Origin of the sequence: Novilysobacter viscosus (assembly GCF_046600715.1) — a bacterium.
Lineage (GTDB): Bacteria > Pseudomonadota > Gammaproteobacteria > Xanthomonadales > Xanthomonadaceae > Lysobacter_C > Lysobacter_C viscosus.
The window spans coordinates 169758-189546 of record NZ_JBJMAV010000003.1; the positions used below are offsets into that span (position 1 = coordinate 169758).

The following is a 19789-nucleotide window of genomic DNA, read 5'->3' on the forward strand; positions in this document are numbered from 1 at the left end:
CGGGAGCCCGGCATGAGTGAGGCCGGTCCCAGCTACCCGGATACCCGTGACGGTGCGCCGCTGGTGGTGTTCGACTTCGACCACACGCTGTACGACGGCGACTCCGGGGGGCGCCTGTTCAAGTGGTTGATCATGCGCGCGTGGTGGCGCCGGCTGCTGGCGTTGCTCGTCGCGCCGATCGCCGGGCCGATGGTCGCGTTCCTGCCCACGCGCCGTCGCGGGATCTCCGCGTTCGTATGGGTCGGGACGATCGGCTTCCACCGGCGCCGTGACCTCGACGCGCTCATCGACCGCTACGTGGAGATGCACACCGCCCAGATCCGCGAGCGCCTGTTGCCGATCGCGCTGGACGTGTTGCACCGCCACCGGGAAGCCGGCGACCGCGTGGTGATCGCGACCGGCGCGCCACCCGAACTGGCGCGCGCGATCCTCGCCTTCGTCGCCCACGAGGACGTGCCCGTGGTGGGCACCGAGGTCGGCCCGCGGTGGGGCGCGGTCGTGGCCACCCGCCACTGCCACCACGAAATGAAGATGACGATGCTGCGCGAGGCCGGGTACAGCGTGCCGATCGCCACGGCGTACACCGACAGCAGTGCCGACCTGCCCCTGCTCAAGGCCGCCGGGAAACCGGTCGTGGTCAATCCGAAACAGGACAGCGTCGCGATGTTCCGCCAGGCGCTCCCACCCGGCACGCCCATCCTCAACTGGGGCTGCCCGGGTCGGGCGGGTGACCCGGTGGCGATGCCGGCCGCGCCGTCGGGGCGGAAATAGGTACCGGTAGGAGCGGCTTCAGCCGCGATTCCAGCATTTCCGCAGGCGTCGGTCGTAGGAGCGACTTGAGTCGCGACCGCGTCGGCGGGATGGCCGCGCACCATCCGGGTTCAGGTTCGCGACTCACGTCGCTCCTACAGACGCGTTTGCGCCGGGTTGCCGGATCGCGGCTCAAGCCGCCCCTACGAGGCGTGCGACAGCGATGTGGTCGCCTCAGTCGCCCAACAGCTTGACGAATCGCTGCGAATCGCCGCTGTACCCACAGCTGCAGTAGAACGCGCGGGCCTCGGTGCGCTGGGGGCCGCTGGTGACCTCGATGCGTGCCGCGCCGGTGCGGCGGGCCAGCGCCTCGGCCTCGCGCAGCAGGCGGCGGCCGATGCCCTGCCGGTGTTCCCCGGGCTCGACCACCAGCGCGGTGATCCGGGCCAGGTCCGCGCCGTTGGCGAACATGTAGAGGCTGTGCAGCGACACCAGGCCACGCACGTGGCCATCGCGCTCGGCCAGCAGCAGTTGCTGGCGGGAGTCGCCGGTGGCGACCAGGATGCGGTCGGCGGCTTCGCTGCGGGTGCAGGGGTAGCCCAGGGCCTCCAGCAGCGAGGCGACGTCCGCGGCGTCGCCGACGTCGGCCATGCGGACGGTGATCGTGTGCTGGCCCTCGTCCGGGGTGGCCAGCCGACCCATCAGCGGGTCCCGTACAGGACGACGGTCTTGCCGCGCGCGTGCAGCTTGCCGTCGGCTTCCAGCTTCTTGAGGACGCGGCCGGCCATCTCGCGCGAGCACCCCACCAGGCGCGACAGCTCCTGGCGCGAAACGCGCAACTGGGTGCCATCGGGGTGGCTCATGGCCTCCGGCTCCAGCGCCAAGTCGTGCAGGGTGCGGACGATGCGGTCGGTGACGTCGAGGAACGCCAGGCGGCCCGCCTTGCGGCTGGTATCCAGCAGGCGCCGCGAGATCTGCGCGCCGATCGCGTACAGCAGCTTGGGCGCATCCATCGACAGCCGGCCCAGCAGCAGTTCGTAGAAGCGGTCGTGGCCGATCTCGGCCAGCTCGCAGGCCACGCGTGTGCGCAGGATGACCTCGCGCCGGTCGTTCTCGATGAACAGGCCCAGCTCGCCGACGAACTCGCCGGGGCCGAAGTAGCCCAGCACCAGTTCGCGGCCGTCCTCCTCCTCGGCGATGATGCTGACCGAGCCGGACACCACGTAATACAACGTGCTGGCCTGGTCGCCGGGCCGGAACACGTCGGTACGCGACGGGTAGCGGCGGCGGTGGCTGTGGGCAAGGAAGCGCTCGATCACCGAGGCATCCGGCATCAACGGGCTGGCGGCGCGTCGCAGGGCAGTCAAATGGGCAACCGAAGTGGCGGACATGGGCGCTGGGCTGGTGTGATCGGTCGAGCTTAGGCCCAAGCGACGTGCGGGGGCAAATGCTGACGCAAACCGCATGGGCCGGGAGCGGCCTGCGCTTCGCCCTTGCGCCCGTTTGCCCCATAATTGCCGATCCACTGCCAGATGCTGGATCCCCCACCGTGGTCAAACCGCTGCCGCGCCTGAGGTTGCAGGGTTTCAACAACCTCACCAAGGCCCTCTCGTTCAATATCTACGACGTCAGCTTTGCCGCATCCGAGGAGGAACGGCAGCGCTACATCGAGTACATCGACGAGGAATACAACGCCGACCGCCTGACCCAGATCCTGACGGATGTGGCCGACATCATCGGTGCCAACATCCTCAACATCGCCCGCCAGGACTACGACCCGCAGGGCGCGTCGGTGACCATCCTCATTTCAGAGGAGCCGGTGATCGACAAGAAGGACGCCAAGGGGGTGATCTCCGAGGCAGTGGTCGCGCACATGGACAAGTCGCACATCACCGTCCACACGTACCCGGAGACCCATCCCGACAACGGCATCGCGACCTTCCGCGCCGACATCGACGTGGCGACCTGCGGCGTGATCTCGCCGCTGAAGGCGCTGAACTACCTGATCGAGAGCCTGGAATCCGACATCGTGGTGATGGACTACCGCGTGCGCGGGTTCACCCGCGACGTGAAGGGGCGCAAGCACTACATCGACCACAAGATCAATTCGATCCAGGACTACCTGGCCAAGAACATCAAGTCCCGTTACGAGATGCTCGACGTCAACGTCTACCAGGAAAACATCTACCACACCAAGATGCACCTGAAGGACTTCGACCTGGACCGCTACCTGTTCGAAGAGAAGGCGCGCAACCTGTCGTTCAAGGAGCGCATGAAGATCGAAGCGCGGCTCAAGCGCGAGATCGAAGAGCTCTACCACGGGCGCAACCTGGCCGATTGACCTCCGGGTCGGGATCGCGTTTCGGAAAAGGCCGGCATTCCGGCCTTTTTCATGTTGCGGGTTCCCGCCCGTGGGCGGACTCGCAAGCTCTTGTAGGAGCGGCGTCAGCTGCGAAGCGGTCCCTGTAGGAGCGACGTAAGTCGCGATGCGCAGTCGCCGGAGTTGCGCGGTCGCGACTTACGTCGATCCTGCAAAAGCACGGGAGCATCGCGGCTGAAGCCGCTCCTGCTCATGCCCGGAGTGTCCCGCCTCAGATCCGGTACGCCACCGATTTCATCAGCTTGGACGCTGCGGCCATCAACGTCGGCACGGGCATCGGCAGGATGCGTGCACCGGCCTGTTCGGCGGAGTCGGCGTGGCGGGCCTCGTCGACTTTCATCACCTGCAGGATCGCCCGGCTGCGCGCATCGGCGGCCGGCAGCGACTGCAGGTGCTCGTCGATGTGCGCTTCGACCTGGCGCTCGGTCTCCACCACGAAGCCCAGGTTCCAGCCATCGCCGCGCAGGCCGGCGAGCGCGCCGATCGCGTAGCTGCCGGCGTACCAGATCGGATTGAGCAGGCTGGGCCGGCTGTCGAGTTCGCGCAGCCGGTCGGCGCACCACGCGAGGTGGTCTGTTTCCTCCTGTGCGGCGTCCAGCAGGTGTTCGCGCGTGGTGCCATCGCGGGCGACCGCTGCCTGGCCGCAGTACAGCGCCTGGGCGCAGACCTCACCGACGTGGTTGATCCGCATCAGCCCCGCGGCATGCCGGCGCTCGTCCTCGTCAAGGACGATCTCGGCGTGGTCCCCGGCGGGGTTGGGGCGCTGCGCGAGGGGGGCGCCGGCGACGGTGTCGAGGGCGCGCTGCACGTCGGACAGGATGCGGTCGAGCGGGGAGAGCGATCGGGTGGCCATGGTGCAAGTGTAGGCGGGCGGCCTTATCGCGGCGTGGACGCCGCCAGGCGCGAGGCGAGGAACTCCAGCGGGTGCTGCACCGGCAGCTCGCTCTCGCCTGAAAGGTGCAGCCGGCAGCCGATGTTGGCGCTGAGCAGGCGCTCGGCGCCGCTGGCTTCGAACTGCCGCAGCAGCGGCGCCCGGTGGCGGGCGGCGCGCTCGCGGTCGAGCAGCATGTTCAGCCCGGCCGCGCCGCAGCAGCCGGTGCCGGCATCGAGTTCGACCACGTCCAGCCCCGGCACGCCCGCCAGCAGCGAGCGCAGCGCCGGCACTGATCCGACCACGTTGCGCTGGGTGCAGGGCAGGTGCAGGGCGACCCTCATGGGGGTCGGCAGGAAAGCCGGCGGACTTGCGTGGTCGGCCAGCCACTGGATGGCATCGACCGTTTCGGCGTGGCCGTCCAGCGCGGTCGCCAGCGACCCGTGGCACCCGCTGGCCAGGGTCAATACCGTCGCGGTGCCGGCGAACGCATCGAGGTTGCGCCTTGCCAATGTGTCGGCCCGGGGGGTGTCGCCGCCGTGGGCGTGGAGCGCACCGCAGCAGGTCTGCCCCCGGGGCTCCCGAACTGCGGTGCCGGTGGCCGCGCACAGCGCCGCCACGGCGCGGCGAACGGGTTCTTCATAGGACCGCGCGACGCAGCCCAGGAACAGCGCGACGGCAGGCGCATCGGGCGGCAGAATCCCGTCCGGGCCGGAGAGTGGCGCCGGCGGGGTGCTCGGGCGCGGGGGTGGCGGGAGGCCTCGGCGCCAGCCACGTGGCACCCATCGGTAGAACGACAGCAGCGCGGCCAACAGTCGCGGGCGGGCGGCGAGCGCTTCGAACAGCCGCTGCGTCAGTGCGGCGCGGCGCCGTCCCCGCTGCCGGGCCCGCGCAAGCACCAGCAGGGCGCCGTACTCCACGCCGGCCGGACACACTGATTCGCAGGTGCGGCAGGCCAGGCAGTGGTCGAGGTGGGCCTCGCCGGCGGGGGTCGGCGCAACCGTGCCTTGGGCGATGTGGCGTACCCACGCGATCCGCCCGCGGGGCGATTCCGCCTCCAGCCGGTCCACCGCGTAGGTCGGGCAGCTGGGCAGGCACAGCCCGCACTGGACGCAGCGGTCCGCCAGCGCCAGCAACGGGTCGTCAGCCCGGGTGGTGTGGGCGGCGCCGGCGCTGGCGCTGGGGGCCGCAGGCGGGGGCGGGGGCGGGGCTGGCATGGCCGGCGATGCTACACGCCCCGCCGGCGCTGGCAGGGGGGTGGGTTGCGGCAGGCCGGGTGGGCCGGTATCATCCCGCCTCTTCCGTCCCCTGCTTCAACAACGCGAGGCGAAGTTCCGCCGGCCCGTGCCGCGCGCAACCAGCCCGACCAGGTAACCGCATACCGTCATGAAGACTTTCACCGCCAAGAACGAGACCGTCCAGCGTGACTGGTACGTGGTCGATGCCGAAGGCAAGACCCTCGGCCGCCTGTGCGCCGAGCTCGCCCGCCGCCTGCGTGGCAAGCACAAGCCCGTCTACACCCCCCACGTCGACACCGGCGATTACCTCGTGGTGATCAACGCCGAGAAGATCGTGGTCACGGGCAAGAAGCTGACCGACAAGAAGTACCACCGTTTCACGGGGTACATCGGCAACCTGAAGACCGAGACCCTGGGCCAGGCGCTTGAGCGCCATCCCGAGCGCGTCATCGAGACCGGCGTGAAGGGCATGCTGCCCAAGAATCCGCTCGGTCGCGCGATGTACCGCAAGCTCAAGGTCTACAAGGGCTCCGAGCATCCGCATTCCGCCCAGCAGCCGCAGCCGCTGGACTTCTAAGGTACCGATCATGGCAATCCAGCAGAATTACGGCACCGGCCGCCGCAAGTCCTCCACCGCCCGCGTGTACCTGCGCAAGGGCGAGGGCAACATCACCGTCAACCAGCGCCCGATCGACGAGTTCTTCGGTCGCGAGACCGCGCGCATGATCGTGCGCCAGCCGCTCGAGCTGACCCAGTCGACCGACAAGTTCGACGTCAACGTCACCGTCGCCGGCGGCGGCACCACCGGCCAGGCCGGTGCGATCCGCCTGGGCATCGCCCGCGCGCTGGTGGAGTACGACGAGTCGCTGAAGTCCGAGCTGCGCAAGGCCGGCTTCATGACCCGCGACGCCCGCGAAGTCGAGCGCAAGAAGGTCGGCCTGCACAAGGCCCGTCGCGCCACCCAGTTCTCCAAGCGCTAATCGCGCCTGCGGGCCTGTTGAACGGTGTCCGGCCCCTGTGGTGCGGACGCCGGGAAGAGGCGCTAAAATCCGCTCCATAGCCCCGTCGCCAAGCGGTAAGGCACCTGACTCTGACTCAGGCATTCGGAGGTTCGAATCCTTCCGGGGCTGCCAGATCGAAGCGAAGGACCCGCCCACGTGGCGGGTTTTTTGTTGCCCGTGCACGGGCCGGCGGGGCCGGGGAGCGCGGCACGTAAGTTACACTTGAAACCATCGCGCGAAGCGCAGCCACATCGAGGTCCCCCATGAAGCTTGGCTCCCTGAAAGAGGGTGGCCGCGACGGCACCCTGGTCGTCGTGTCCCGCGACCTGTGCCGCGCGGTACGCGCCACGGGCATCGCCGACACCCTGCAGCGCGCGCTGGAGGACTGGTCCAACATCGCGCCGCGGTTGAATGCGCTTTCCGACGCGCTCAATGCCGGTGGCGCCGAGGGTGAATTCGACCTGGATGCAGAGAAGCTGGCCTCTCCGTTGCCGCGCGCCTACGAGTTCGTCGACGGCAGCGCCTACCTGCCCCACGTTGAGCGCGTTCGCCGCGCCCGCGGGGCCGAAGTGCCCGAAAGCTTCTACACCGACCCGCTGATGTACCAGGCGGTCAGCGCCGGCTTCTACGGCCCGCGCGAACCCGTGCGCGTGCCCAGCGAGGAGCACGGCATCGACCTGGAAGCCGAGATCGTCGTCGTCACCGACGATGTCCCGATGGCCCCGAGCCCCGAGCAGGCGGCCGGCCACATCCAGCTGGTCGGCCTGGTCAACGACGTGTCGCTGCGCAACCTGATCCCGGGCGAGCTGGCCAAGGGCTTCGGGTTCCTCCAGTCCAAGCCGCGCTCGGCACTGAGCCCGGTGTTCGTGACGCCGGACGAGCTGGGCGATGCGTGGAAGGGCAACAAGCTGCACCGCCCGCTGCTGACCCACGTCAACGGGGAGTGGTTCGGTGCGCCGGAGGCCGGCGTCGACATGCAGTTCGATTTCGGCCAGCTGGTCGCCCACGCCGCCCGCACCCGTCCCCTGTCGGCGGGGACCATCGTCGGCTCCGGCACGGTCGCCAACCAGGACACTTCGCTTGGAGCCTCGTGCTTTGCCGAGCGTCGCACCGTCGAAACCCTGGAGCACGGCAAGCCGAGCACGCCGTTCATGAAGTTCGGCGACACGGTGCGCATCGAGATGCTGGATGAAGCCGGCGCGTCGATCTTCGGGGCGATCGAGCAGCGCATCGAGCGCGCCGACGCCTGACCGGCGGGGTGCGGGCGCCGGCGGATGGTCCGCTCCTGGCCGCCCGCGCCGTTTATCTTGGACGGCCGCTGCAAGCGGGATTGGGGACTGGCGTGAGCGATCAACTGCAGCTTTATTCGTACTGGCGTTCCAGCGCGGCCTACCGGGTGCGCATCGGGTTGAACCTGAAGGGCCTGCCGTACGAAACGATCCCGGTGCACCTGGTCCGCGACGGCGGCCAGCAGCACACGCCGGAGTTTCGCGAGGCCAACCCGCAAGGGCTGGTGCCGGTGCTCAAGCACGGCAGCAGGGTGATGCGGCAGTCGCTGGCGATCCTTGAGTACCTGGACGAGACGTGGCCGTCGCCGGCGCTGCTGCCACCGCTTAGCCGCGATCGCGAGCGCGTGCGCTCGCTGTCGCTGGCGATCGCCTGCGACATCCACCCGCTCAACAACCTACGGGTGCTGCAGTACTTCGAGAACACCTGGAACGTGCCACAGCCCGAGCGCGAGGACTGGGTGGGCCACTGGATCGGCGAGGGTTTCGCGGCGATCGAGGCCATGCTGGTCGACCACCCCTCGACTGGCCGCTTCTGCGAAGGCGATTTCCCCTCGATCGCTGATTGCTGCCTGGTGCCGCAGGTTTACAACGCCCGGCGTTTCGGCGTGTCGATGGACCGCTACCCGACCATCGCCCGGATCGAAGCCGAGTGCCTGGCGACACCCGAGTTCGACGCCGCCCGGCCCGAACTCCAGCCCGACGCGCCCTAGCCCGTCACGCACCCCGCCCGGTAAAAAAAGGGCCGCGTTGCGGCCCTTTGTTCTTTCCTTGCCGAAGAGGTCGACGGCGCTATGGCCCGGACCGCTACGGCTCGGACTGGAACACGTCCGCATAGGGGTCGTGCTCGCCGGTTCCGCCTTCCGACAGCCGGAACTTGAGCGCCAGGCCGTCGCGCGAGTCGGCGGCCTTCAGGGCTTCCTCCATTTCGATCCGGCCCTCCTTGTAGAGGCGGAACAGGCACTGGTCGAAGGTCTCCATGCCGTCCTCCAGAGACTCCTCCATCGCCTGCTTGATCTCGTGCACCTGCCCACGGCGCATCAGGTCGCGGATGTGGGGGGTGTTGATCAGTACCTCGGAGGCGGGCAGCCGACGCCCGTCCACGCCCACCACCAGTCGCTGGCTGATCACCGCCTTCAGGTTCAGGGCGAGGTTCATCAGCACGTTCTTGTGCGCGGACTCGTTGAAGAAGTTGAGGATGCGTTCCAGCGTCTGGTCGGCGTTGTTGGAGTGCAGCGTGGCCAGGCACAGGTGCCCGGTTTCGGCGAACGCGATTGCCGCCTCCATGGTCGTGGCATCCAGGATCTCGCCGATCAGGATGACGTCCGGGGCCTCGCGCATCGCGTTCTTCAGCGCGTTGTGGAAGGCATGGGTGTCAAGGCCGACCTCGCGCTGGTTGACGATCGACTTCTTGTGCTTGTGCAGGTATTCGATCGGGTCCTCGATGGTGAGGATGTGGCCGGGGATGCTGCTGTTGCGGTGGTCGATCATCGAGGCCAGCGTGGTGGACTTGCCCGACCCGGTGGAGCCCACGATCAGCACCAGCCCGCGCGGGGCCATGATGATGTCCTTGAGCACCTGCGGCAGCTGCAGCTCCTCGATGGTGGGGATCACGCTCTGGATCGAGCGGACCACCATGCCCACCTCGCCGCGCTGCTTGAACACGTTGATGCGGAAGCGGCCGGCACCCTCCACCGCCATAGCCATGTTGAGCTCCAGGTCCCGCTCGAACAGCGGTACCTGGCCCTCGTCCATCAGCGAATAGGCGATCTTCTTGACCATGCCGGGTGGCAGGCCGGTATTGCCCAGGGGGTACAGCTTGCCCTCGACCTTGATGTACACCGGCGCCCCGGTCGTCAGGAACATGTCCGACGCGTTCTTTTCCGTCATCAGCTTCAGGAAATAGCCGATGTCCATGCACAACCCCCTCATTGACGGAGACGTACCGTTGCCAGCGCGCCGCCGGCCTGCCCAGAATGGCGCACGAAACCCCATTCCGATACGGCACCCCTGATGACCACAAGCTTCGCATACTTTCGTTGGACGGCGCTTGCGCTGCTGCTCGTTCTGGCGCTTGCGTCCTGCGCATCGCTGCCGCCACCCACCGCGGAGCTGGGCGCCGCCCGGCAGGCCGTCGTCCGCGCCGAGGGTGCCGACGCCGACCAGTACGCGTCGGCGGAAATCGCCACCGCCCGCGAGGCCCTGTTGCGGGCGCAGTCGGCAATGGCGGGGGGGCGCGAGGATGACGCACGGCGCCTGGCGCTGGCGGCCTCGGCGGATGCCGACCTGGCCTACGTGCTGAGCCGCGATGCCGTGGCCCAGGCCGAACTCGCCCAGCGCCGCGCCGAGGTGGAACAGCTGCAGCGCCGCCTGCAGGGAGGTGGTCGATGAACCGCAGGAACCTCGCGATGAGTCTCGCGGCCTTCGTGGTCGCGTGTTCCGCTCCGGCAATCGCCCAGGACGCCAGCGCGGACCTGGCGCAGCGCCTGACCGTGCTGGAGTCCAACGCCGAACTCGGCAGCATGGCGCCCTACGAGCGGCTGCAGGCCCGGCAGGCGCTGGAGGTGCTGGCGGCGGCGGGCAACCGCGACCGCGACGGCGCCCGCTACGTGGCCGAACGCCGGGTCCGGATCGCCGAGGTGGCGGCCGGCACGGCGGCGGCGCAACGCGAGATCGACCGGCTCGATCGCGAGCGCAGCGAGTTGCTGATCGAAGCCAGTCGCCAGGATGCCGCCCAGGCGCGAGCCGAAGCCGAGCGGCTGCGGATGGAAGCCCGGATCCAGGCCGAGGAGGCCGCCCGCCTGCGCGAGCAGGCCATGTCGAGCGAGGCGGCGATGCAGGACGTGGAGGCCGCGCTGGAAGGCGTGGCCGGCGCCCAGAGCGCCCGGCTGCAGGCTGCGCGGGAGCGCGAAGCCGAGCTTGCCCGCCAGGAGGCGGCGTTGATGGCCGGTGCCGGGCTGCCGCCGGTTACCCGGCGCGGAGGCGTCGAGGTGTATACCCTGGGCGGCGACGCCTTCGGTTCGGGCCAGGCAACGCTCACGGCGGGCGCCGCCAGTAGCGTCCAGGCCCTTGCCGCGTACCTGCAGGGCAGTGGAAATGGGTCCATCCGGGTCGAGGGGCATACGGACAGCCAGGGGCAGCCCGAGGCCAACCGGGCGCTGTCGCAGCGCCGCGCCGATGCGGTCCGCCAGCGCCTGATCGACGCCGGGCTTCCGGCTTCCCGGATCCGCGCGATCGGGCACGGGGACGACGAGCCGGTGGCGGACAATGCCACCGCCGAAGGTCGCGCCCGCAACCGCCGGGTGGAGGTACTGGTCGGGGGCTGAGCCCGGAGGCGGGATTCATGGCCAGGTCACCAAGCTGACTCGGCGAACCGGCGCCCGGCCCGGGCGGGACGGGGTGCCCGGGCAGGTTCCCACCTGTCGGCCGCCCTCCATCTCCGGCTTGTCCCGGGGCAGGGGCAGGAGTAGCGTCGATGGTCCGGGTGGCTTCCGACCGCCCGGCTACGAGTCGAGCCGATGACCCACGCGCCCAGCCACAGGACCTTGCCGACGCCTCCCGGCGTGCGGCCGGCCCGTGCGGCCCCGCCCCCGGGCGTCGCTCCGACTGCTGCTGTGATCTCCCCCGCGACGCCCTGGCCCCGGCCGGGGCGTTTGCATTCGTGCTGAAGGAGGCTTTCATGTTCGAAGAACAACCGCAGCCTGAAATCGACGCGCTGATCAAGGCCAACCCCGAGTTCAAACAGCTCTACCAGCGCCACCAGGTGCTCGACAAGAAGGTGATGGACGCCGAACTGGGCGTGCTTCCCATCGACGACACCCGGCTGGGGCAGATGAAGCGCGAGAAGCTGGCTGCAAAGGACCGCCTGGTCCGGTTGTACGACGCCCAGCACTGAGGCCTGACGTCGTGGCCCGGGCGGGTACCTCGTCGGCCCTCCCGGTCCGCGGCACCGGAGCCGCCGCGGCTGCCATCGAGGCAGTCGCGGCGGCGGACCGGTAGAAGCACGCGCTTCCACCCTGCTGCCGATCCCCGGCCGCCGCCCGGACTTCGAAACGTCCCTCCCTTAGAATCCCCGGGCCTGCCGCGGCGTCCGCGGCGCTGCCGTCGTCCCGCGCATGCCCATCGCTTCCTCTGTGCTCGAACTGATCGGAACCACGCCGATCGTCAAGGCCCGCCACTTCGATACCGGCCCGTGCGAGCTGTACTTCAAGCTCGAATCCCAGAACCCCGGCGGCTCGATCAAGGACCGCATCGGCCTGGAGATGATCAAGGCGGCCGAGGCGCGCGGCGACATCAGGCCGGGCGACACGCTGGTGGAAGGCACCGCCGGCAATACCGGCATCGGCCTGGCCCTGGTCGCGCAGCAGAAGGGCTACAAGCTGGTGCTGGTGGTCCCGGACAAGATGAGCCGGGAGAAGATCTTCAACCTCAAGGCGATGGGCGCGCAGGTCGTGCTGACCCGGTCCGACGTTGCCAAGGGCCACCCGGACTACTACCAGGACATGGCCGAGCGGCTGGCCAGCGAAACGCCGGGCGCCTACTTCATCAACCAGTTCGGCAACCCCGACAACCCGGCCGCGCACCAGAACGGCACGGGGCCGGAGATCCTCGCGCAAATGGCGGAGGTCGGCGGCCTGGATGCGATCGTGTTCGGCTGCGGCAGCTCCGGCACCATGACCGGCCTGTCGCGCCACTTCGCCCAGCACTCGCCGCACACCGAGCTGATCCTGGCCGACCCGGTCGGCTCGATCCTCACCGAGTACATCAACGAGGGCACCCTCAGCGACAAGTCCGCCAGCTGGATGGTGGAAGGCATCGGCGAGGACTTCCTGCCATCGATCTCCGACTTCAGCCGGGTGAAGAAGGCCTACGCCATCCCCGACAAGGAAAGCTTCCTCACCGCGCGCGAACTGCTCGAAAAGGAAGGCATCCTGGGCGGATCCTCGACCGGCACCCTGCTCGCCGCCGCCTTGCGCTATTGCCGCGAGCAGACCGAACCCAAGAAGGTGCTGGTGTTCGTCTGCGACACGGGCAACAAGTACCTGTCGAAGATGTACAACGATTACTGGATGCTCGACAACGGCTTCCTGGATCGCGAGCCCACCGGTGACCTGCGTGACCTGATCGTGCGCCCGTTCTCGCAGCGAGATACGGTGGTCGTGGCCGCGACCGACCTGCTGGTCACCGCCTACCAGCGCATGAAGCTCTACGACGTCAGCCAGCTGCCGGTGATGGACGGCGACCGGCTGGTGGGCATCGTCGACGAATCGGACGTGCTGCTGCATGTCTACGGCGACGAGGAGCGCTTCCGCGACCCGGTATCCACCGCCATGGTCAGCAAGCTCGACAAGGTCGATGTCAGCGCGCCGATCGAGGCGCTGCTGCCGGTGTTCGACCGGGGACACGTGGCCATCGTCAGCGAGGGCGAGCGCTTCCTCGGACTGATCACCCGGATCGACCTGTTGAACTACCTGCGCCGGCGGGCGGAGTGAGTGAAGCCGACGGCAGCGGCGAACCCGCGCGGCGGCTGCGGATACTGCTCGTCGCCTACGAGTTTCCGCCCGGTCCCTCTCCCCAGTCGCTGCGCTGGGGCTACCTGACCCGCCACCTGTGCGAGAGGGGGCACGAGGTCCATGCCATGGTTCCGGACATCTCCGGGGACCATGACCTGCGGTCGCTGGTGGACCCCCGGGTACGCGTGCATCGAATCAACCCGGGGCCCGTTCGCAGCCTTCTGGAAGCGCTGGCACGAAGGCGGCCCCTCCCGGCGATGGTGGATGAGGGAAGCCAGTCCCCGGGGCGAGCAGGTGCTGGCACGCACGCCACCGCCCCCCCCCGGCTCAACTGGAAGGGCAGGAGTCTGGGCGCGGTCCAGGCCGCGCTCGCGTGCGTGATGTTCCCCGACCTGCGCGCGGAGTGGCTCGGTCCGGCGCTGGCAGCGCTCCCGGGCGTGCTGTCGCACGCACGGCCCGACGTGGTGGTCGCATCCCATGAACCGGCAACGAGCCTGCAGGTCGCGCTGGCGGCCCGGGCCCGCGGTTTCGCCCTGGTTGCCGACCTGGGTGATCCCGTGCTCGCCCCCTATACCCCATGGTGGTGGCGAAGGCGGGCGCGCAGGCTTGAAGCGCGCATCATGGCTGCCGCGCGCCACGTACTGGTGACATCCGAGGCGACACGCGCCCTGCTGGACTCCCGCCACGGCGGGCACGTGCCGATTTCGCTGGTCACCCAGGGTTTCGAACGGGGGCCCTCCCCTGTGCAGGCCGCGTCCACCCCCGGGTCTCAAGGCCCCCTGCGGCTGCTGTATGCCGGGCGCTTCTACCCGTTCCGCGACCCGCGGCCACTGGTGGACGCGGTGCTGGCGGTTCCGGGGGTGCAGTTGGATATCGCCTCGGGCAATGTCCCCGACTGGCTGGTGGCGAGCGCCGGGCGCAGCGGCGGTCGGATCCGCTTGCTGGGGCGCGTGCCCCACGGGTACCTGCTGGGCTTGCAGCGAACCGCCCATGTGCTGGTCAACATCGCCAACCGGGATCCGGTCCAGGTCCCGGGCAAGGTGTACGAGTACCTGGGCGCCGACCGCCCGATCCTGCATATCACGGACACCCCCGACGACGCCATTTCGGCATTGCTCGGCGGGCTGCGGCGGGGTTGGTCCCGGCCGGCGCGGGTCGACGCGCTGGCGCGGCAGCTGGAGCGCCTGGTGGTTGCGCACCAGGCCGGGGTGCTTGAAGACGGCCTCGACCTGACGGCCCGAACGGTCGACCCCTGGTCCTGGGCGCAGGCTGCCGGGACGGTCGAGCGGGCACTGCTGGGTGCCGTCGACGAGCCGTTCCCCGGAGCGTCCTGATGATCGGGAGCAAACGCGTGCTTGCTACAATGCCGGGTTAGGTTTTCATGCCGTCACGGCGAGGACAATGATGAAACAGGGTGCTAGCAAGACCTCGAAGCACGGCTTGGGCACGATGGCCATCCACGCCGGCCAGTTTCCGGACCCCAGCACCGGCGCGGTGATGACGCCCATCTACGCGACTTCGACATACGTGCAGTCCAGCCCGGGCGAGCACCAGGGCTTCGAGTACTCGCGCAGCCACAACCCCACCCGTTTCGCCTACGAGCGCTGCGTGGCCGCGCTGGAAGGCGGCAGCCGCGGGTTCGCGTTTGCCTCCGGGCTGGCCGCCACTTCGACGATCCTGGAGATGCTCGACACGGGCAGCCACGTGATCGCGATGGACGACGTGTACGGCGGCACCTACCGGTTGTTCGAGCGCGTGCGCCGCCGCAGTGCCGGCCTGGATTTCAGCTGGATCGACCTGGCGGACCCGGCCGCGTTCGAGGCTGCGATCAAGCCCGAGACCCGGATGGTCTGGATCGAAACACCGACCAACCCGATGCTCAAGCTGGTCGACATCGCCCAGATCGCCGCGATCGCCCGCAAGCGCGGCCTGATCGTGGTGGTCGACAACACCTTCTGCTCGCCAATCCTGCAGCGTCCGCTGGAGCATGGCGCGCACATGGTCATGCACTCGGCCACCAAGTACCTCAACGGACACTCGGACATGGTCGGCGGCATGGCGGTGGTGGGTGATGACGCCGAGCTGGCCGAACAGATGGCCTTCCTGCAGAACTCGATCGGTGGCGTGCAGGGCCCGTTCGACAGCTTCCTCGCCCTGCGCGGCCTGAAGACCCTGCACCTGCGGATGAAGGCCCACGGCGAGAATGCCCAGGCCCTGGCCGAGTGGCTGCAGGGCCACCCGGCCATCGAGAAGGTGATCTACCCCGGTCTGGAGTGGCACCCGCAGCACGAACTGGCCAAGCGCCAGATGGACGGGTTCGGCGGAATGGTCTCCATCGTGCTCAAGGGCGGCGTCGAGGCCGCGAAGCGCTTCTGCGAGCGGACCGAACTGTTCGCGCTGGCCGAGTCGCTCGGAGGCGTCGAGAGCCTGGTCAACCACCCGGCCATCATGACCCATGCATCGGTACCGGCCGAACGCCGCGCCGAGCTCGGGCTGTCCGATGCACTCGTGCGGCTAAGTGTGGGAATCGAGGCGCTTGAGGATCTCCGGGCCGATCTCGACCACGCGCTTGCAGGGCACAGCGGACAATGAGTGACACATCCGGTTCGGTGGAAGGCAACAGTTTCACCACGGACCTGGTCACCAGTATCAAGCACCCCGATTTCTGGGGGTTCTCGTCCTGGCTGGACCTGGTCACCAAGTACAGGCGTTCGGCCCTGGGCCTGGTGTGGATACTCCTGCCGCCGGTCTGCTACGTCTTCGGTATCGGCTACTTCTATTCGCTGTTGTTCGGAAGGGAATCGCTGCCCTTCATGGTCCACCTTGGCATTGGATACGTACTCTGGCGGATGATCACCCAGGTGATCACCGGCGCCTCGACGACGATGGCCACGCACCGTGCCTTCATCATGGATGGGCGCATTCGCTACACCGACTACGTGCTGCGGATATTCGCCAAATCGGCCTTCTATTTCGTGGTCACGGCGGTCATCCTCGTGCCGCTGGTCACCATGGTCTCGCCACCGCTGCTGGGCGTGGCCAGCCTGGCCGTCACGCTGCCGATCTTCATCGTCAACGTGCTCTGGCTGGGGGTTGTCGTCGCGGTGCTTGGGGCCCGGTATCCGGACCTGCACGAGCTGTCGTCCACGGTGTTCATCTTCGGGTTCCTGCTGACGCCCATCATCTGGCAGGCGTCGCTGACTCCCGCCGATACCTGGCGTGGCTTTGTCGCCCGTCTCAACCCGGCCTTCCACCTGATCGAGTTCGTGCGCGCCCCCGTGTTGGGCGAGCCGATCGAAGCGCTTACCTACTGGGTGATCGCGGGGATGACGGTCGGCGGCTGCCTGCTGGCGGCTTACGTGTATCGCCGCTACTCGCGCTACATCGCGGTGTGGCTCTGACATGGCGTTGATCCGTGCGCAGGGCATGACGCTTACCCTGCCGGTCTTCCGGCAGCACTCCCAGCTCTCAGCGGGGTGGATCGGGACCATCGTCAAGGCCGCGCTGAGTCGCCCCCGGCGCGAGTTCGCGACCATCATCAAGGACATCTCGTTCGAGATCCGCGAGGGCGAGCGCGTCGCACTGCTCGGGCTGAACGGTTCGGGCAAGTCGACGCTCCTGCACCTGCTGACGGGTGCCTACCGCCCGACCGAAGGCACCCTGGACATCCGCGGCACCCGCCAGGCCCTCATGAACATCTCGCTGGGGTTCAATGCCGACGCGACGGTCCTGGAGAACATCTACCTGCGGGCCACGGCGATGGGCATGCCGATCGGGACGATCCAGCCCCACATCGGGACCATCCTCGATTTCGCTGGCGTGGCCGACAAGGCGGTCGACCGCCTGAGGACGCTGTCAGCCGGACAGAGGATGCGCCTGGGCTTTGCCATTTCAACCTCGGTACAGCACGACATCATGCTGCTTGACGAATGGATAGGCACGGGCGATGCGGAGTTCCTGAAGAAGGCCAGGGATCGACTGCAGAGCCGCGTGGAAGGCAGCCGGATCGTCGTGGTGGCCTCTCACAACCTCAAGCTGGTGCGAAGGCTGTGCAACAGGGCGATCCTGCTTGAAGCGGGCCAGGTCAGGTCGGTGGGGACGACAACCGAAGTCATCGCCGATTACCGGCGGTTGATGGAGTCGCGCAAAGACGGCGCGGCCGCTTCTGCAAGCGACGGGTGAACATCCTGCTCGCCGCCTATGAGTTCCCGCCGTCGGGTTCTCCGCAAGCAATGCGCTGGAGCGAGCTGTCGCGCCAACTGGCGGCCCTTGGCCACTGTGTCACCGTGCTGACCGCGGTAGGCACCGTAATGTCGCCCGACGCGGTTCGGGAGGGGGACGACGTCGATCCGCCGGGCGTGAAAGTGGTCCGCACCCCCGCCTTGCCCGCCAGCCGCCTGCTTGCTTGGGCGCGGAGAGTGGTCTTGCCAGAGCGGATGCGTGGAGCGGGCCCGGTGATCATCCCCCGCAGTTTCGAAGGCCTCAATTGGAAGGGGCGAATCGTTGCGACGATCGGATGGGCGCAGGCATGGGCGTCCTTCCCGGATCTGCGGGGCAGGTGGAACCTGACGGCGGGGCCGGCGATCGAGTCCTTGCTGCGCACCCTGCGGCCGGACGTCGTGATTACGTCGCACGAGCCCGCCAGCGTGCTGGAGCTCGGGCGTGCCGCGGTACGCGCGGGGATCCCCTGGGTGGCGGACCTCGGCGACCCCGTCGATGCCGACTACCTCCCCGCGCGTTGGCGCAGGCGCGCCCGGCGCCTGGAGCGGGAAGTGTGCAGCCGGTGCAGCCTGGTGTCGGTTACCACGAAGGCGTACGCGCGAAGACTGGAGGTGCAGCATGGCCTGGACCCGGCCCGCAGCATCGTGCTGAGGCAGGGGTTCTCCCCCCGGGCGTCGTCTTCGCGAGAGAGCCGCGGGCTCCCGGGCGAGACCCTGGAGCTCCTGTACACGGGGCAGTTGTACGGCTTTCGCTCCCCGGTCGCGCTGCTCGAAGCCCTGGGGACGGTGGACGGCGTGCGACTCACCCTTCTCTCGCCACAGGCGTCTCTGGCCGGGCCCTTCGCGCAGCGCCTCGGCAGCCGACTGCGCGCGCTGCCCCCGGTTCCCAGGGGCGAGGTCGCGGACTGGCAACGCGGCGCCGACATACTGGTGAACATTGGCAATACAATGCCGCTGCAGGTGCCGGGGAAGCTGTTCGAGTATTTCGGCTCCGGACGGCCGGTTCTCCACATCACTGCGTGCGATTCGGACGAGTCTTCCGACCTGGTCGGGGGGCTGCGCCGTGGCTGGGTAGTGGACAACGATGCCGGTGCCATACGCGGGAAGCTGCTCGAACTGCTGGCGCAATGGCGCCGCGGCAGCCTTCACGCCGGGCTGGACCTGTCCAAAGAATCGGTAGACGAATTTTCGTGGCCAACGATTGGAGCACGGCTCTCCGACGCGCTGGCCGAAGCAGTTGAACATGGACCGAGGCGAATGCAGGCATGACGATGGACCAAAAAGAGATCCGCACCCTGGGAATCGTGGGGCTTGGCTACATCGGCCTCCCCACCGCGGCGATGTTCGCGGCGTCCGGACTGGAGGTCTCGGGCGTAGACATCGACCCTGCGGTACGCGACGCGGTCAATGCAGGCTCGGCGCATATCGAAGAGGGTGACCTGGACGAGCTCGTCGCCACCGTCGTCGCCCAGGGCCGGTTGCGTGCCGTGGCCGCCCCGGAGGCGTGCGACGCTTTCATCATCGCAGTGCCGACCCCGGTCGACCACGACACCCATGAGCCGGACATCAGCTATGTCGAGGCCGCCGCTCGCGGGCTGGCCCCGGTCATTGCCCCGGGCAACCTGGTGATCCTCGAATCCACGTCGCCCGTCGGCACGACCGAGCGCGTACGCGAGATCCTGCGCGAGGCCCGCCCGGATCTTGATTTCGGCGACGGGGACCAGCCCGGCGAAGTGCACCTGGCCTACTGCCCCGAGCGAATCATCCCGGGGAAGATGCTGGAGGAGTTGGCCAGCAACGACCGGATCATCGGGGGCATGTCGCCCGCAGCGTCCGCCGCGGCCACCGCGCTCTACAAGCGTTTCGTCCAGGGTGCCTGCATCGAGAGCGAAGCGCGTACCGCGGAAATGGTCAAGCTGACCGAGAACGCGTTCCGCGATACCAACATCGCCTTCGCCAACGAGCTTTCGATGATCTGCGAGACGCTCGGGATCGACACCTGGGACGTGATCCGGCTGGCCAACCGCCATCCCCGCGTGTCCATCCTGTCTCCCGGCGCGGGCGTCGGCGGCCACTGCATTGCGGTCGATCCGTGGTTCATCGTGTCCAGCGCGCCGGCGCAGGCCCGGCTCATCCGGACGGCTCGGGAGGTCAACACCGCCAAGACCGCGGCCGTGGTCGAAAAGCTCGATGCCATGCTGCGCGGGGACGCCACCTCGGTGCTGGCGTGCTTCGGGCTGAGCTACAAGGCCGATGTCGACGACTTCCGCGAGAGTCCCGCGCTCGATATCGCCAAGGAACTGACGCGGCGGCATCCGGGGCGCGTGCTCGCTGTCGACCCGTACGCCGAGGCGCTGGGCCGCCAGGACGCGGAAGCAGCGGGCCTGCTGCGCTTCGAGGCGCCAGAGGTGGCGCAGGAGAGCGCCGACATCATCGCCATCCTCGTTCCGCACGGACGCTTCCGTGCCATGTCGCTGTCCACGGAGAAGGTGATCGTGGACGTCGTCGGTATCGGTCGCTGAGCGGGACT

At 68.5% G+C, this 19789-nt stretch carries 21 protein-coding genes and 1 tRNA gene; 17 read left to right on the forward strand and 5 right to left on the reverse strand.

The window, feature by feature from the left end:
* The first annotated feature begins 12 nt into the window (after nt 1–12).
* Nucleotides 13–771: a haloacid dehalogenase-like hydrolase gene (locus tag ACJQWL_RS06560; RefSeq protein WP_330968899.1), complete on the forward strand. Its 759-nt coding sequence runs from the start codon at nt 13–15 to the stop codon at nt 769–771.
* A 213-nt stretch (nt 772–984) separates the two neighbouring features.
* Here the strand turns inward: ACJQWL_RS06560 and ACJQWL_RS06565 are convergent, their stop codons facing one another.
* Entirely contained in the window at nt 985–1452 is a 468-nt protein-coding gene (locus ACJQWL_RS06565) for a GNAT family N-acetyltransferase (RefSeq protein ID WP_330968898.1), read from the reverse strand.
* Nucleotides 1452–2141, reverse strand: coding sequence for a cAMP-activated global transcriptional regulator CRP (gene crp / locus ACJQWL_RS06570; protein ID WP_411300788.1), 690 nt, complete (start codon nt 2139–2141; stop codon nt 1452–1454). Before crp ends, ACJQWL_RS06565 begins: the two co-directional genes overlap by 1 nt.
* A gap of 158 nt (nt 2142–2299) precedes the next feature.
* Between crp and speD the strand changes: the two genes are divergently transcribed.
* Nucleotides 2300–3091, forward strand: a complete 792-nt coding sequence (gene speD / locus ACJQWL_RS06575) for an adenosylmethionine decarboxylase (protein ID WP_330968897.1) — start codon at nt 2300–2302, stop codon at nt 3089–3091.
* 250 nt (nt 3092–3341) lie between these two features.
* Here speD and coq7 read toward each other — a convergent pair whose 3' ends face one another.
* Together coq7 and ACJQWL_RS06585 are read right to left on the reverse strand one after the other, a co-directional pair.
* Entirely contained in the window at nt 3342–3983 is a 642-nt protein-coding gene (gene coq7 / locus ACJQWL_RS06580) for a 2-polyprenyl-3-methyl-6-methoxy-1,4-benzoquinone monooxygenase (protein ID WP_330968896.1), read from the reverse strand.
* A 23-nt stretch (nt 3984–4006) separates the two neighbouring features.
* Nucleotides 4007–5218 carry a (Fe-S)-binding protein gene (locus ACJQWL_RS06585; RefSeq protein ID WP_330968895.1) on the reverse strand — a complete coding sequence of 404 codons (1212 nt, stop codon included), beginning with the start codon at nt 5216–5218 and terminating at the stop codon, nt 4007–4009.
* Nucleotides 5219–5387: 169 nt separating this feature from the next.
* Between ACJQWL_RS06585 and rplM the strand changes: the two genes are divergently transcribed.
* From rplM to maiA, 5 genes are all read left to right on the forward strand, one after another.
* Nucleotides 5388–5816 carry a 50S ribosomal protein L13 gene (gene rplM, locus ACJQWL_RS06590; RefSeq protein WP_330968894.1) on the forward strand — a complete coding sequence of 143 codons (429 nt, stop codon included), beginning with the start codon at nt 5388–5390 and terminating at the stop codon, nt 5814–5816.
* A gap of 10 nt (nt 5817–5826) precedes the next feature.
* A complete protein-coding gene (rpsI, locus tag ACJQWL_RS06595; RefSeq protein ID WP_330968893.1) occupies nt 5827–6219 on the forward strand; it encodes a 30S ribosomal protein S9 in 393 nt (130 codons plus the stop codon).
* Nucleotides 6220–6297: 78 nt separating this feature from the next.
* Nucleotides 6298–6372 (forward strand) — tRNA-Gln (locus ACJQWL_RS06600).
* A gap of 131 nt (nt 6373–6503) precedes the next feature.
* The gene (locus tag ACJQWL_RS06605; protein WP_330968892.1) at nt 6504–7490 is read left to right on the forward strand and encodes a fumarylacetoacetate hydrolase family protein; all 987 of its coding nucleotides are present in this window, start codon (nt 6504–6506) and stop codon (nt 7488–7490) included.
* A gap of 92 nt (nt 7491–7582) precedes the next feature.
* Complete coding sequence (gene maiA / locus ACJQWL_RS06610) at nt 7583–8239, forward strand: maleylacetoacetate isomerase (protein WP_330968891.1); 657 nt, start codon at nt 7583–7585, stop codon at nt 8237–8239.
* A gap of 94 nt (nt 8240–8333) precedes the next feature.
* Here maiA and ACJQWL_RS06615 read toward each other — a convergent pair whose 3' ends face one another.
* Entirely contained in the window at nt 8334–9443 is a 1110-nt protein-coding gene (locus ACJQWL_RS06615) for a PilT/PilU family type 4a pilus ATPase (protein WP_330968890.1), read from the reverse strand.
* A 96-nt stretch (nt 9444–9539) separates the two neighbouring features.
* On the opposite strand from ACJQWL_RS06615, the gene ACJQWL_RS06620 reads away from it, so the two are divergent.
* From ACJQWL_RS06620 to wecC, 10 genes are all read left to right on the forward strand, one after another.
* Nucleotides 9540–9917: a DUF4398 domain-containing protein gene (locus ACJQWL_RS06620; RefSeq protein WP_330968889.1), complete on the forward strand. Its 378-nt coding sequence runs from the start codon at nt 9540–9542 to the stop codon at nt 9915–9917.
* Complete coding sequence (locus ACJQWL_RS06625; RefSeq protein WP_330968888.1) at nt 9914–10852, forward strand: OmpA family protein; 939 nt, start codon at nt 9914–9916, stop codon at nt 10850–10852. Before ACJQWL_RS06620 ends, ACJQWL_RS06625 begins: the two co-directional genes overlap by 4 nt.
* A 353-nt stretch (nt 10853–11205) precedes the next feature.
* Complete coding sequence (locus ACJQWL_RS06630) at nt 11206–11421, forward strand: HP1242/YdcH family protein (protein ID WP_330968887.1); 216 nt, start codon at nt 11206–11208, stop codon at nt 11419–11421.
* Between the two features lie 220 nt (nt 11422–11641).
* Complete coding sequence (locus ACJQWL_RS06635; RefSeq protein WP_330968886.1) at nt 11642–13018, forward strand: pyridoxal-phosphate dependent enzyme; 1377 nt, start codon at nt 11642–11644, stop codon at nt 13016–13018.
* Nucleotides 13015–14373 (forward strand): glycosyltransferase, encoded by a 1359-nt coding sequence (locus ACJQWL_RS06640; protein ID WP_330968885.1) that lies wholly within the window; start codon nt 13015–13017, stop codon nt 14371–14373. The genes ACJQWL_RS06635 and ACJQWL_RS06640 overlap by 4 nt, the downstream gene beginning before the upstream one ends.
* Nucleotides 14374–14440: 67 nt before the next feature.
* Nucleotides 14441–15631: a cystathionine gamma-synthase gene (locus tag ACJQWL_RS06645; RefSeq protein WP_411300789.1), complete on the forward strand. Its 1191-nt coding sequence runs from the start codon at nt 14441–14443 to the stop codon at nt 15629–15631.
* Nucleotides 15628–16440, forward strand: coding sequence for an ABC transporter permease (locus tag ACJQWL_RS06650; RefSeq protein WP_330968883.1), 813 nt, complete (start codon nt 15628–15630; stop codon nt 16438–16440). The genes ACJQWL_RS06645 and ACJQWL_RS06650 overlap by 4 nt, the downstream gene beginning before the upstream one ends.
* A 1-nt stretch (nt 16441) precedes the next feature.
* On the forward strand, nt 16442–17221 hold the full coding sequence (locus ACJQWL_RS06655; protein WP_330968882.1) for an ABC transporter ATP-binding protein: 780 nt from the start codon (nt 16442–16444) through the stop codon (nt 17219–17221).
* On the forward strand, nt 17218–18528 hold the full coding sequence (locus ACJQWL_RS06660; RefSeq protein WP_330968881.1) for a glycosyltransferase: 1311 nt from the start codon (nt 17218–17220) through the stop codon (nt 18526–18528). Before ACJQWL_RS06655 ends, ACJQWL_RS06660 begins: the two co-directional genes overlap by 4 nt.
* Nucleotides 18525–19781, forward strand: coding sequence for a UDP-N-acetyl-D-mannosamine dehydrogenase (gene wecC, locus ACJQWL_RS06665; RefSeq protein WP_330968880.1), 1257 nt, complete (start codon nt 18525–18527; stop codon nt 19779–19781). Before ACJQWL_RS06660 ends, wecC begins: the two co-directional genes overlap by 4 nt.
* The last annotated feature ends 8 nt before the right edge of the window (nt 19782–19789 follow it).

Bases quoted from the DNA above. Each gene is read 5' to 3' on its own strand.
- rpsI (WP_330968893.1), top strand. From the start codon at position 5,827: ATGGCAATCCAGCAGAATTACGGCACCGGCCGCCGCAAGTCCTCCACC.
- ACJQWL_RS06605 (WP_330968892.1), top strand. From the start codon at position 6,504: ATGAAGCTTGGCTCCCTGAAAGAGGGTGGCCGCGACGGCACCCTGGTC.
- ACJQWL_RS06625 (WP_330968888.1), top strand. From the start codon at position 9,914: ATGAACCGCAGGAACCTCGCGATGAGTCTCGCGGCCTTCGTGGTCGCG.
- ACJQWL_RS06615 (WP_330968890.1), bottom strand. From the start codon at position 9,443: ATGGACATCGGCTATTTCCTGAAGCTGATGACGGAAAAGAACGCGTCG.
- coq7 (WP_330968896.1), bottom strand. From the start codon at position 3,983: ATGGCCACCCGATCGCTCTCCCCGCTCGACCGCATCCTGTCCGACGTG.
- ACJQWL_RS06655 (WP_330968882.1), top strand. From the start codon at position 16,442: ATGGCGTTGATCCGTGCGCAGGGCATGACGCTTACCCTGCCGGTCTTC.
- crp (WP_411300788.1), bottom strand. From the start codon at position 2,141: ATGTCCGCCACTTCGGTTGCCCATTTGACTGCCCTGCGACGCGCCGCC.
- rplM (WP_330968894.1), top strand. From the start codon at position 5,388: ATGAAGACTTTCACCGCCAAGAACGAGACCGTCCAGCGTGACTGGTAC.
- ACJQWL_RS06645 (WP_411300789.1), top strand. From the start codon at position 14,441: ATGATGAAACAGGGTGCTAGCAAGACCTCGAAGCACGGCTTGGGCACG.
- ACJQWL_RS06620 (WP_330968889.1), top strand. From the start codon at position 9,540: ATGACCACAAGCTTCGCATACTTTCGTTGGACGGCGCTTGCGCTGCTG.
- ACJQWL_RS06630 (WP_330968887.1), top strand. From the start codon at position 11,206: ATGTTCGAAGAACAACCGCAGCCTGAAATCGACGCGCTGATCAAGGCC.
- ACJQWL_RS06565 (WP_330968898.1), bottom strand. From the start codon at position 1,452: ATGGGTCGGCTGGCCACCCCGGACGAGGGCCAGCACACGATCACCGTC.
- ACJQWL_RS06635 (WP_330968886.1), top strand. From the start codon at position 11,642: ATGCCCATCGCTTCCTCTGTGCTCGAACTGATCGGAACCACGCCGATC.
- ACJQWL_RS06560 (WP_330968899.1), top strand. From the start codon at position 13: ATGAGTGAGGCCGGTCCCAGCTACCCGGATACCCGTGACGGTGCGCCG.
- wecC (WP_330968880.1), top strand. From the start codon at position 18,525: ATGACGATGGACCAAAAAGAGATCCGCACCCTGGGAATCGTGGGGCTT.
- ACJQWL_RS06650 (WP_330968883.1), top strand. From the start codon at position 15,628: ATGAGTGACACATCCGGTTCGGTGGAAGGCAACAGTTTCACCACGGAC.
- ACJQWL_RS06585 (WP_330968895.1), bottom strand. From the start codon at position 5,218: ATGCCAGCCCCGCCCCCGCCCCCGCCTGCGGCCCCCAGCGCCAGCGCC.